Origin of the sequence: Pseudomonas sp. FFUP_PS_473 (assembly GCF_002858665.1) — a bacterium.
GTDB lineage: Bacteria > Pseudomonadota > Gammaproteobacteria > Pseudomonadales > Pseudomonadaceae > Aquipseudomonas > Aquipseudomonas defluvii.
On the sequence record NZ_PJQQ01000014.1, the window covers coordinates 98,249 to 111,107 of the forward strand.

Below are 12,859 nucleotides of genomic sequence, written 5' to 3' on the forward strand. Positions count from 1 at the left end.
CCCGTGACCAAGACCTTTCCCTCGGTACAAGGCTCTCGCAGCAGCGCGCAGATTGCCGTGCTGTTTATCGTGCTGATCCTGTCGATCATCCTGTTGTTCGCCAATTTCGCCTACCTCAATACCCAGGCCAATTACGACAAGCAGTACATCGGGCATGCCGGCGAGTTGCGCGTGTTGTCCCAGCGTATTGCCAAGAACGCCACTGAAGCGGCTGCGGGCAAGGCGCGGGCCTTCAAGTTGTTGAGTGATGCACGCAATGACTTTGAGCAGCGTTGGGGCTATTTGAAGAAGGGCGATCACGCCACCGGCCTGCCCTCCGCTCCGCCTGCCGTGCGTAGCGAAATGGAGGCCGTGCTGAGTGACTGGGAAAACCTGCGCAAATACACCGATACGATCCTGGCCAGTGAGCAGACCGTATTGTCGCTGCACCAGGTGGCGGCAACCCTGTCCGAGACGGTTCCGCAGTTGCAGGTCGAATACGAGAAGGTCGTGGAGATCCTCCTCAAGAACGGCGCCCCGGCCAGCCAGGTTGCGGTAGCCCAGCGCCAGGCGCTGTTGGCCGAACGCATTCTCGGCTCGGTCAATACAGTGCTGGCCGGCGATGACACCTCCGTTCAGGCCGCGGATGCCTTTGGGCGCGATGCGACGCGCTTTGGTCAGGTCCTTGAGGGCATGCTGGCGGGCAACCCGTCGATTCAACTGACCCGTGTTCAAGACCCCGATGCCCGTGCTCGCCTGACTGAAATCGCTGAACTGTTCCAGTTCGTCGCGGGCTCCGTGGACGAAATTCTCGAGACGTCCCCCGAGTTGTTCCGGGTGCGTGAAGCGGCCAGCAACATTTTCAACCTGTCGCAGACCTTGCTCGATGAGGCCTCGCGTCTGGCCAATGGCTTCGAGAACCTGGCCGCAGGGCGCACGCTGGACACCGTTGGCGGCTACGCGCTGGGTTTGCTGGCACTGGCCTCGATCATTCTGATCGGCCTGGTGATGGTGCGTGAAACCCATCGCCAACTGCATGAGACGGCAGAAAAAAATGAGCGCAACCAGCAGGCAATCATGCGCCTGTTGGATGAAATCGAAGACCTGGCCGACGGCGACCTGACCGTCACTGCCTCGGTCACCGAGGACTTTACCGGAGCTATTGCCGACTCGATCAATTACTCGATCGACCAGCTTCGCGACCTGGTGGCGACGATCAACCAAAGTGCCGAGGAAGTTGCCAGCGCGGTGCAGGATACTCAGACCACAGCCCGTCAGTTGGCTAAGGCGTCCGAGCACCAGGCTCAGCAGATCAGTGATGCGTCGATGGCCGTCGGTGACATGGCTGAGTCGATCGATCGGGTTTCGACCCACGCCTATGAGTCGGCCAAAGTGGCTGAGCGAGCGGTGGCGATTGCCAACAAGGGCAACGAGGTGGTTCACAACACCATCCACGGCATGGACAACATCCGTGAGCAGATTCAGGACACCGCCAAGCGCATCAAGCGCCTTGGCGAGTCTTCTCAGGAAATCGGCGATATCGTCAGCCTGATCGATGACATTGCCGATCAGACCAACATTCTTGCGCTCAACGCTGCGATTCAGGCGTCCATGGCCGGTGAGGCTGGACGTGGTTTCGCCGTGGTCGCTGATGAAGTGCAGCGCTTGGCTGAGCGTTCGTCTTCGGCGACACGGCAAATCGAGGCGCTGGTGCGAGCGATTCAGGCCGATACCAACGAAGCGGTGATTTCCATGGAACAGACCACCGCCGAGGTGGTCCGTGGTGCGCGCCTGGCCCAGGATGCCGGGGTGGCCCTGGCAGAAATCGAAGGGGTGTCGCAGACCTTGGCCGAGCTGATTCTGAGCATCTCCGATGCCGCCCAGTTGCAAACGTCTTCGGCTGGGCAGATCTCCCATACCATGGCGGTGATTCAGCAGATCACCTCGCAAACCTCGTCCGGCTCGACCGCGACGGCCGAGAGCATTGGCAATCTGGCCCGTATGGCCAGTGAAATGCGGCGTTCGGTGTCGGGTTTTACCTTACCGCCGGCTCGCTGACCCTGACTACTGGAGGGCTTATGGTTGATCGTCACGCTACTGTTGCCCTGGTCTGGGTCAATGCCGCCATTGCCGAGTGCCTGGGTGCTGCGCGCAAGGCGCTGGAGCATTTTGCCGCTGAACCGGGGGATATCGAGGTACTGGCCGACGTTGTCGAGCCGATACATCAGGTTGTGGGTTGTTTGCAGATGCTCGAATTGCAGGGGGCTGTGCTGCTGGCCGAGGAGGTGGAGCAACTAAGCTTGGCCTTGCAGCAACGGCGCGTGGCTGCCCGTGGTGAAGCGCTGGGCGCCTTGTTCCGGGGGCTGGATCAGTTACCCCTGTACCTGGAGCGTCTGCGTGCTGCCGGGCGTGACCTTCCGTTGGTGCTCCTGCCGCTGCTCAACCCATTGCGTACGGCTCGCGGTGCCGAGCCGCTGCTGCAACCCCCGTTGAATGATGTGCCGCCGAGCGAGCCTGACGTTGCCCAGGGGCAAGGCAACCTGGAGTTGTCCCTGAGTGGGCTGCGCGACCGCTTGCAGATCGGCTCGGACCGTGATGCCTTGCGCTCGGTGGTCGCCGCTGTCTGTGAAGACTTGCGATGGGCCAAGGAGCGCCTGGACCTCTTTGTGCGCGGCGACCGTCAGCAGGTCGATGAGCTGGAGGCGCTGCTGGCGCCCTTGCGACAGACGGCCGATACCCTCGCGGTGCTTGGTTTTGGCCAGCCGCGCCGGGTCATCATCGATCAGGTTTCGGTCTTGCAGGGGCTGGCACGCGGGCAGCGCGCCCCGGACGATGCCGTATTGATGGATGTGGCGGGTGCGTTGCTGTATGTCGAGGCGACGCTGGCCGGCATGGTCGGTTCGATTGATTCGCCTGGGCAGGCCCAGCCGCCGGGTGCCGATCTGGCTGAAGTACGCCAAGTGGTCTTTGATGAATCTCATGGGGTGCTGCAGCAAGCCAAGGAACTGATCGCCGATGCCTTGGAGGGCGGTTGGGAGCGCCAGCGCCTGGAGCCATTGCCAGGGCTCTTCACGCAAGTTCGTGGTGCCCTGGCGATGCTCATGCTGCCGCGTGCGTCGCGCTTGTTGCGCTACTGTGGCGACTATGTCGAAAGCCGCTTGCTCGGCAGTGAGCAACTGCCGGATGCCAGTACCCTGGAGCCTTTCGCCGACGCCATCTGCAACCTTGAATGTTACCTGCAGTACCTGAGCGCTGATCCTCAGGCGCAGGTCGAGCGCTTCCTTGAGCAGGCTGAGCGTAGTTTCACGGTGCTGGGGTATGTGCTCGAGTCACCGCGTGTCGAGATGTCGGCACCGGTCGAGGCAGACGTCGCGACAATCGATGACGAGCTTCGCGAGGTGTTTCTCGAAGAGGCCGAGGATGTTCTTCAGCACTTGAATGAGCAGTGGGTCCAGTGGCGCAGTGATACGCGCCTGCGACCGGTGTTGGTCGAGCTGCGTCGAGGCTTTCATACCCTCAAGGGTAGCGGGCGGATGGTGCATGCAATGGTCGTGGCTGAACTGGCGTGGTCGGCAGAACATCTGCTTAACCGCATGCTCGAAGGCCGTGTGGCGCCGGGGGAGCCGGTACTGGCAAGCCTGGAGCAGGCGTTGGCGCTGTTTCCAGCGTTACTGGCCGAATACGCCGAAGGCCGGCCACTGATGAACGAGACGGTGGAGCAGTTATCACTGCACTTGCATGCCTTGGCCATGAACGATGTACCGCAGACCGACAACGCCGAGGCCATTGACCCGCAGTTGCTGGAGATCTTCCGCAATGAAGCGCAGGCCCATTTGGCCAGCCTTGATGCGTTCCTGCAGAGTGCCGATGAGCAACTGCCGCTGCCGGTCAGTGACGACCTGCAACGGGCCCTGCATACCCTCAAAGGCAGCGCGGCAATGGCGGGGGTGGTGCCGATTGCTGAGCTGGCGGCTGCCCTTGACCTGCTCGTACGTGAGTACAAGGCTCATCAATTGGGTGTTGATCTGGACGAGATCTACCTGCTGCAAACCGCTGATGCCTTGTTGCACCGGGGCCTGGAGCAGCTCGACAGCACACCGTTGGCACCGATCATGGGTGCCGAGCTGCTGATCGAACAGGTAGATCAGGCGGTGAAGACCCGTTTGCGGGCCTTGCTGGAGGCGCCTAGTGCAGGCCTGCGGGTCAAGCGTGACCCACAGTTGATTGCCAGCTTCCTGGCGCAGGGCATGGACATTCTGCTTGATGCCGAGTCGTTGCTGCTGCGTTGGCAGGAACACCCCGAGCAGCGTCAGGAGCTGAGCGCCCTGCTCGACGAATTGACCACGCTGGGGCAGAGCGCACACCTGGCGGACCTCTGGCAGGTGGATGAGCTCTGCGAGGCCTTGCTCGATCTCTACGGCGCTGTTGAGGAAAGCAGTGTTGTGGTCAGCCCGCGTTTCTTCGAGGAGGCGCAGCATGCCCATGAGGCGCTGATCGGCATGCTCGACCAGATCGCTGCGGGCCAGGAAGTTCAGGCCAGCCCTGAGCACCTGCACGCCTTGCGTGAACTGTTGGAGGAGGGGCTGGACCCTGCCGCCATGGGCCTGGTTCGTAGCGCCGACGGGCAGTCGCAGGTGCATGAGTTGGGCGAGGCGACGGCGGCCCTGGCCGAGCAGTTACCCGACGAAACGCTGGTGCAACTGTTCCTCGAAGAGGCCGTGGATATTCTCGAGGGGGCTGATCAAACCCTGGCACGCTGGCGTGTCGAGCCTGAAAACAGCGCCGCGCTGTCATCGCTGCAACGCGATTGGCATACCCTCAACGGTGGCGCCCAGATGGCTGGCGTCAGTGCCGTAGCCGAACTGGCCCAGGCACTGGAAAGCTTCTATGAGGGCCTGGTGGATCGGCGTTTCAATGCATCGCCAGCGCTGTTTGAACTGCTGCTCGACAGTCACGCATTGTTGGCCCGGATGCTCGACCAGTTACAACAGGGCCAGATGCCGTTATCGGCGCTTGACGCGCTCACGGCATTGCGTGAGTTCCGTCAGGAGGACGCCGGGCCTGCGCCGGTTCAGCCGGTGACACAGAAGCCGGCAGAAGAGGGCGACAAGGAGCTGCTGGAGATTTTCCTGGAGGAAGGTTTCGATATCGTCGAAAGCTCTGGGGCAGCCTTGTTGCGCTGGCAGGCTGAGCCACGCAATACGCTGGAAGTGGAGAACCTGTTACGCGATCTGCACACCCTGAAAGGGGGCGCGCGGATGGTCGAGATCGCACCGATTGGCGACCTCGCCCATGAACTGGAGTTTCTGTTTGAGCAGTTGGCCGCCGGTCATCTTCAGCCCAGTGCGGCGCTGTTCAGCCTGCTGCAGAATTGCCATGACCGCCTGGCACACATGCTCGATGCCGTGCGCCTGCAGCAACCGCTGCCTGCCCCCACCGCACTGATCGACTACATCCGTAATTTCACCAGTGCTGCGGTCAGCGAAAGCCAACCACAAAGCGACAGCGTGGTAGCCGAGGCGCCTGCCCCGACGCCTGAACGACCGGCGGCCGACCAGGTGAAAGTGGCTGCTGAGCTGCTCGACGACCTGGGCAACCTCGCCGGTGAGAATTCAATCATTCGCGGGCGTATCGAGCAGCAGGTGAATGATGCGCAAACGGCCCTGGGTGAAATGGAAACCACGCTGGAGCGGATGCGTGACCTGTTGCGTCGGCTCGACAGCGAAACCCAGGGCCGCGCGCTCGGTGCGCAGCCGAGCGAAGGTGAGCCGCTGGGTTATGAAGAGTTCGACCCGCTGGAAATGGACCGTCACTCGCAATTGCAGCAGTTGTCCCGTGCGTTGTTTGAGTCGGCTTCGGACCTGCTCGACCTGAAAGAGACCTTGAGTATCCGCGCCCAAGAGGCGCAGACCCTGTTGCAGCAGCAGGCACGGGTGAATACCGACCTGCAGGAAGGTCTGATGAGCACCCGCATGGTGCCGTTCGAGCGCATGGTACCGCGCCTGCAGCGGGTGGTTCGCCAGGTCGCCAGCGAGTTGGGCAAACAGGTCGAGCTAGTGGTCGGCAATGCCGAAGGCGAGTTGGATCGCAGTGTGCTTGAGCGCATGGTCGCACCGTTGGAACACATGCTGCGCAACGCAGTCGACCATGGCCTGGAGCCCCGGGAGGTGCGCCTTGCCGCGGGCAAGCCGGAGCAAGGGCTGATTGCCTTGAACCTGCTGCATGAAGGTGCCGATATCGTCATCGAGATGTCGGACGACGGTGCCGGTGTGTCGTTGGAGGCCGTGCGCCGCAAGGCCATCAAGCGCGGGCTGCTGGACCCGGCCGCCGAGATCAGTGATCACGAGGTCATGCAGTTCATTTTGCAGCCAGGGTTCTCCACCGCTGAAAAAATCACCCAGATCTCCGGGCGAGGGCTGGGGATGGATGTGGTGCATGAGGAGGTCAAGCAACTGGGCGGGTCGATGATCATCGACTCGATCCCGGGTAAAGGTGCGCGCTTTCTGATTCGCTTGCCGTTTACCGTGTCGGTCAACCGGGCGTTGATGGTGCACAGTAGCGATGAGCAGTATGCGATCCCGCTGAACACCATCGAGGGTATCGTCCGGGTGCCTCCGGCCGAGCTCGAAGCCTGTTACCAGCTGGATCCTCCGCGTTATGAGTACGCTGGGCACCGTTATGAACTGCACTACCTGGGGGGGCTTCTGGAGGATCTGCCGCCACCTCGCTTGCTCGGCCAGACCCTGCCCCTGCCCGTGCTGTTGGTGCATTCTCAAGAACAGCAGTTTGCGGTTCAGGTCGATGCCCTGTCCGCCAGTCGCGAGATCGTGGTCAAGAGCCTGGGGCCGCAGTTCGCTTCGGTTCAAGGGCTGTCCGGGGCGACCATCCTGGGGGATGGGCGAGTGGTGCTGATTCTCGACTTGCTCGCCCAATTGCGCGCGCAGCAGTTGCGACCCGCCCAACTGCCAAGTGCCGAGCGTGGCTCACTGCATACGTTGGCCGAGCGTACCGTCATGCGCCCACCGCTGGTGTTGGTCGTGGATGACTCGGTGACTGTGCGCAAGGTCACTGGGCGCCTGCTTGAGCGCCACGGCATGAACGTCCTGACCGCCAAGGACGGCGTCGATGCCATGGCGTTGTTGCAGGAGCACCGCCCGGACGTGGTCTTGCTCGACATCGAAATGCCGCGCATGGATGGCTTCGAGGTCGCGACCCGGGTTCGCCAGGACCCGCGGCTCAAGGACCTGCCGATCATCATGATCACGTCGCGTACCGGGCAAAAGCACCGTGACCGGGCGATGGCCATTGGCGTGAATGAATACATGGGCAAGCCGTATCAAGAGTCGGTGCTGCTGCAGAGTATTGCCCAGTGGAGTACGCACAATGCTTGAACAACCCGTCCGCAACGGGGGGCGTAGCAGCCTGACCGGTCTGCTACTGCCGCTGAGTGATCGCAGCCTGGTGTTGCCGAACGTCGCGGTGGCCGAGCTGATTGGCTATCGTCCTGGCATGCAGGTGTTGGAGGGTTTCGACTGGCACCTGGGGTGGATCGACTGGCGCAATCAGCGCTTGCCTCTGATCAGTTTCGAGGCCGCGTGTGGCGGCTCTACACAGGTGGGCGAGCGGGCACGGATCGTCGTGCTCAACTCGCTGGGCGACAGCCGCCTGCGTTTCATGGCGTTACTGGTGCAGGGCATCCCGCGCTCCTGCAAGCTGGACAGCCAGCTCAACTACGTTGATGTGCCGTTGGCCCCGCTGGAGTTGGCGGCCGTGCAGGTCGGTGAGTTGGTGGCGCGGGTGCCGGATCTGGTCGCCTTGGAGCGTCTACTACTAGAGGCGGGGGTGGTTTGAGGCGAATGCCTGTGTAGCATGAGCCTGCAAGAGGACCTTGGAGGGCAGCGCCACATGTACCATGGTGAACGCTTCAATGCATGGACCCACCTCGTCGGCGCGCTACTGGCCGCTGTCGGCGCGACATGGCTGATAGGGATTGCGGTACTGCAAGGCGACCCCTGGAAAATTGTCAGCCTGACGATCTACGGCTTCACCTTGCTGTTGCTGTACAGCATCTCCACGCTTTATCACAGCGTACGCGGCAAGGCCAAAACGGTCATGCGCAAGCTTGATCATCTGTCGATCTACCTGCTCATTGCGGGCAGTTACACGCCATTCTGCCTGGTCAGTTTGCGTGGCCCCTGGGGCTGGAGCCTGTTTGGCACCGTCTGGGGGCTGGCAGTGATCGGTATGCTGCAGGAAATCAAACCGCGCTCCGAGGCGCGGGTGATGTCGATCGTCATCTACGCGGTGATGGGATGGATCGTGCTGGTCGCGGTCAAGCCGCTACTGGCCAGCCTGGGCACTGCGGGGTTTGCCTGGCTGGCCGGTGGTGGGGCGTTCTACACCATCGGGATCATCTTCTTTGCCTATGACAGCCGCTTTCGCCATTGGCACGGCATTTGGCATCTGTTCGTGATCGCCGGCAGCCTGATGCATTTTGTCGCGGTGTTTTTCTACGTGCTTTAGAAATCACCCCACAGTTGTTGGGCAACGGCCAGTGCTACCACGGGTGCGGTTTCCGTGCGCAGTACCCGTGGGCCCAGGCGGGCGGCGTGAAATCCGGTGCTCTTGGCCTGTTCGACTTCCGCCTCCGAGAGGCCGCCTTCGGGGCCAATCAAAAAGGCCAGGTGCTCGGGTCTGGCGTGGCTGATCATTGGCTCGGCGACTGGGTGCAGGACCAGCTTCAGCGCTTCGTCGCGTTGCTTGAGCCAGTCGGCCAGCAGCATAGGGGCATGAATGACCGGCAGGCGTGAGCGACCGCACTGTTCACAGGCGCTGATCGCTACCTGGCGCCAGTGGGCCAGGCGCTTGTCGGCGCGCTCGTCCTTGAGGCGGACTTCACAGCGCTCGCTGACAATCGGGGTGATTTCGTTGGCACCCAACTCGGTGGCCTTCTGGATTGCCCAGTCCATCCGCTCGCCGCGTGACAGGCCTTGGCCCAGATGGACGTGCAGCATCGACTCGGCTTGGCCCGGCAGGGTTTCGCTGAGCACCACGCGCACGTTTTTCTTGCCGACTTCCAGCAACTCGCCGAGGTATTCCTGGCCGCTGCCGTCAAACAGCTGTACAGCGTCGCCAGTGGCCATGCGCAGTACGCGGCCGATGTAATGGGCCTGGGCTTCAGGCAGGTCATGCTCGCCAAGGCTCAGCGGGGCATCAATGAAAAAACGGGACAGTCTCATGTCGGTCTCTGAATCAAAACGGGCGATTGGCGCATTGCTCACCCCCGAAGGCCGGTAGGGCCGGCCCCCAGGGTGTGCGCTAGCCCGGATCGCGGAAGTCTGGGTGGAAGTTACTGGGCACGGCAACGCTCAGGCTGTCACGCGTGGCGAGGTCGATGCCTTCACTGGCGACTTCGGCAAGGAAATCGATTTGTTCCGGGGTGATGACATACGGCGGCAGGAAGTACACCACGCTGCCCAGTGGGCGCAGCAGTGCGCCGCGGCTGAGCGCGTGCTCGAAGACTTTCAGGCCGCGCCGCTCCTGCCACGGGTAAGGCGTCTTGCTGGCCTTGTCCTGAACCATTTCGATGGCCAGGGTCATGCCCGTCTGGCGCACTTCGGCCACATGCGGATGATCGGCCAGGTGTGCCGTGGCGCTGGCCATGCGCTGGGCCAGGGCCTTGTTGTTCTCGATGACGTTGTCTTGCTCGAAGATATCCAGGGTCGCCAGGGCCGCCGCGCAGGCCAGCGGGTTGCCGGTATAGCTGTGCGAATGAAGGAACGCACGCAGGGTCGGGTAATCGTCGTAGAACGCGTTGTACACCTGGTCGGTGGTCAGGCAGGCGGCCAGCGGCAGATAGCCACCGGTCAGGGCCTTGGACAAGCAGAGGAAATCTGGCCGGATGCCGGCCTGCTCGCACGCGAACATCGTTCCGGTACGGCCGAAGCCTACGGCGATCTCGTCGTGGATCAGGTGAACCCCGTAGCGGTCACAGGCTTCGCGCAACAGCTTGAGGTACACCGGATGGTACATGCGCATGCCACCGGCCCCCTGAATCAAGGGCTCGACAATGACTGCCGCGATGGTCGCATGGTGTTCGGCCAGGGTCTGTTCCATGGCCGCGAACATCGTGCGCGAATGCGCCTCCCAACTGACCCCTTCTGGGCGCAAATAGCAGTCTGGGCTTGGTACTTTGATCGTATCGAGCAACAGCGCCTTGTAGGTTTCGGTGAACAGCGGGACGTCACCGACCGACATGGCCGCGATGGTTTCGCCGTGGTAGCTGTTGCTCAGGGTGACGAAGCGCTTTTTCTCCGGCTGGCCTTGGTTCAGCCAGTAGTGAAAGCTCATTTTCAGTGCGACTTCGATGCAGGAAGACCCATTATCGGCGTAAAAACACCGATTGAGTCCGTCAGGCGTGAGTTTGACCAGGCGCTCTGAAAGTTCGATGACCGGTTGATGACTGAAACCGGCCAGAATCACGTGCTCAAGTTGATCGACCTGATCCTTGATGCGCTGGTTGATGCGTGGGTTGGCATGGCCAAACACATTCACCCACCAGGAACTGACCGCATCCAGGTAGCGTTTGCCTTCAAAATCTTCGAGCCAGACGCCTTCGCCGCGCTTGATCGGGATCAGCGGCAGTTGCTCGTGGTCTTTCATCTGGGTGCAGGGGTGCCACAGGACCTTGAGGTCACGTTGCATCCACTGTTGATTCAGGCCCATCGGCTCTCTCCTGGCGATGCGTATTCGGGTATGCGCGCAAGCCTATGCAAAGCGTTGGAGGAGAACAACCCATAGTGCGTGATCCTGCCCTGGCTCGCTGGCGAGGCCGACCATGCTGGCGTATCCTTCACGCAGCTTTCTTGGGGTGCTCACCCCCACTTTTATCTGCCTTTGATCCGGAGTTCGCCAAATGTCTGCTGGTTGGCTGCGCGCGTGCGCGTTAGTAATGATTGGGCTGTTCAGTACGGGGGCATTGGCGGCCGCCAAGCAGCCGACGGCGATTGTCGTCGGCGGTGGCCTGGCGGGCCTGACCGCTGCCTATGAATTGCAAAGCAAGGGCTGGCAGGTGACCTTGCTGGAAGCCAAACCCAGCATGGGTGGGCGTTCAGGCCTGGCCACCAGCGAGTGGATTGGCAACAGCAAGGCACAGCCGATCCTCAACAAGTACCTGGACACCTTCAAGCTCAGCACCCTGCCGGCGCCCGAGTTCGTTCGTACGCCGGGCTACCTGATCGACGGCGAGTACTTCAGCGCTGCGGACCTGGCAACCAAGCAGCCGGCCACCGCCGAGGCCATCAAGCGTTATGAGAAAACCCTCGACGACCTGGCCCGTTCGATCAACGACCCGGAAAACCCGGCGGGCAATAGCACCCTGTTCGCCCTGGATCAGATGAACGTCGCCACCTGGCTGGACAAGCTGCAACTGCCCGCTACCGCGCGGCAGTTGATCAACCAGCAGATCCGTACCCGTTATGACGAACCATCGCGCCTGTCGCTGTTGTATTTCGCCCAGCAGAATCGAGTCTATCGTGGCGTCAACGACCGTGACCTGCGTGCCGCCCGCCTGCCTGGCGGCAGCCCGGTATTGGCCCAGGCGTTCGTCAAACAGCTGAAAACCATCAAGACCAGTTCGCCGGTCACGGCGATCAGCCAAGACAAAGACGGTGTTACCGTCAAGGTCGGCAGTGTCGGTTACCAGGCGGATTACGTGGTCCTGGCCGTGCCATTGCGGGCGTTGGCCAAGATCCAAATGACGCCGGGCCTGGACAACCTGCACCTGGCGGCGATCAAGGGCACCAACTACGGCTGGCGCGATCAGCTGATGCTGAAGTTCAAGACGCCAGTCTGGGAAAGCCGTGCGCGGATGTCCGGTGAAATCTACAGCAACACCGGCCTTGGCATGCTCTGGATCGAACCTGCGCTGAAGGGCGGTGCCAACGTAGTGATCAACCTGTCGGGTGACAACGCTCGCCTGCTTCAGGCGTTCGGCGACAAACAGATGGTCGATCAGGTGTTGATCCGCCTGCACGCGTTTTATCCACAGGCGCGAGGAGCGTTTACCGGCTATGAGGTGCGTCGTTACAGCACCGACGCGGGTACTGGCGGCTCCTACCTGGCGTTTGGTCCGGGGCAGATCAGCAAGTACTGGCGCCTGTGGGAGCGCCCTATGCAGCGCATCGCCTTCGCGGGTGAGCACACCGATGCGCTGTACCCCGGCACGCTCGAAGGTGCCCTGCGCAGCGGTCAGCGCGCGGCCAACCAGGTACAGGACCTGGCTGCGGGTAAAACCGTCGACCCGCTTAAAGCCGCAGCCGTTGGCGCTGCAGCTGCAACGGCAGGCGCCGTCGCGGCCAAGGAGAGCAAGCCAGGCTTCTTCTCGCGTCTGTTCGGTGGCGCTGACAAACCGGCAGCACCACCTGCGGTGAAGGCTGTGCAGGCTGCTCCAGCGCCGGCTCCAGTGGCTGCACCTGCCCCAGTGGCGCCGCCTGTGGCTCCTGTAGCGAAAGAGGAACCGGCCAAGGTTGCGCCCGCCAAGGCTGCCCCTGCCAAGGCTACGCCGTCGAAGAAGCCGGTAGCCAAGAAGACAGCAGCCAAGCCGGCACCGGTGAAAAAAACCGCTGCCAAGGCTGAGCCCGTGAAGAAAAAGACCACCAACACTCAGGCCAGCGCTCAGTAGCCTGTTACCGATGTAGCGGCCGGCTCGTTCAAGAGCCGGCCTTGCCGGCAATCCCCATGCCGGCCTCGTTCTGATGCCTCTCCACGCCCGTTGCCATTAGCGCTAGTGCCTAGCGTTAATCTTTCCTTAATGCCAGCGTTCCACGCTAACAATCGTTTTTCTCGATATTTCAAAGCGAAATTTTCCGCTTTAATTCGA

The 12,859-nt window shown here is 61.9% G+C and carries 7 protein-coding genes; 5 read left to right on the plus strand and 2 right to left on the minus strand.

Annotated elements, in window-relative coordinates:
- The first annotated feature begins 3 nt into the window (after positions 1–3).
- The 4 genes from CYD26_RS11980 to CYD26_RS11995 are packed head-to-tail and all read left to right on the plus strand — an operon-like array spanning position 4 to position 8,502.
- Complete coding sequence (locus CYD26_RS11980; RefSeq protein ID WP_065761328.1) at positions 4–2,037, plus strand: methyl-accepting chemotaxis protein; 2,034 nt, start codon at positions 4–6, stop codon at positions 2,035–2,037.
- Positions 2,038–2,057: 20 nt separating this feature from the next.
- A complete protein-coding gene (locus CYD26_RS11985) occupies positions 2,058–7,370 on the plus strand; it encodes an Hpt domain-containing protein (protein ID WP_102052696.1) in 5,313 nt (1,770 codons plus the stop codon).
- Complete coding sequence (locus CYD26_RS11990; RefSeq protein ID WP_065761326.1) at positions 7,363–7,830, plus strand: chemotaxis protein CheW; 468 nt, start codon at positions 7,363–7,365, stop codon at positions 7,828–7,830. The genes CYD26_RS11985 and CYD26_RS11990 overlap by 8 nt, the downstream gene beginning before the upstream one ends.
- Positions 7,831–7,884: 54 nt before the next feature.
- Positions 7,885–8,502 carry a hemolysin III family protein gene (locus tag CYD26_RS11995; RefSeq protein WP_065761334.1) on the plus strand — a complete coding sequence of 206 codons (618 nt, stop codon included), beginning with the start codon at positions 7,885–7,887 and terminating at the stop codon, positions 8,500–8,502.
- Here the strand turns inward: CYD26_RS11995 and CYD26_RS12000 are convergent.
- Positions 8,499–9,218 carry a 16S rRNA (uracil(1498)-N(3))-methyltransferase gene (locus tag CYD26_RS12000; RefSeq protein WP_099773372.1) on the minus strand — a complete coding sequence of 240 codons (720 nt, stop codon included), beginning with the start codon at positions 9,216–9,218 and terminating at the stop codon, positions 8,499–8,501. The genes CYD26_RS11995 and CYD26_RS12000 overlap by 4 nt on opposite strands.
- A gap of 79 nt (positions 9,219–9,297) precedes the next feature.
- Complete coding sequence (locus CYD26_RS12005) at positions 9,298–10,704, minus strand: adenosylmethionine--8-amino-7-oxononanoate transaminase (protein ID WP_065761324.1); 1,407 nt, start codon at positions 10,702–10,704, stop codon at positions 9,298–9,300.
- A 190-nt stretch (positions 10,705–10,894) separates the two neighbouring features.
- Here CYD26_RS12005 and CYD26_RS12010 point away from each other — a divergent pair, with 190 nt between their 5' ends.
- On the plus strand, positions 10,895–12,661 hold the full coding sequence (locus CYD26_RS12010; RefSeq protein ID WP_102052697.1) for a flavin monoamine oxidase family protein: 1,767 nt from the start codon (positions 10,895–10,897) through the stop codon (positions 12,659–12,661).
- Positions 12,662–12,859: the final 198 nt, after the last annotated feature.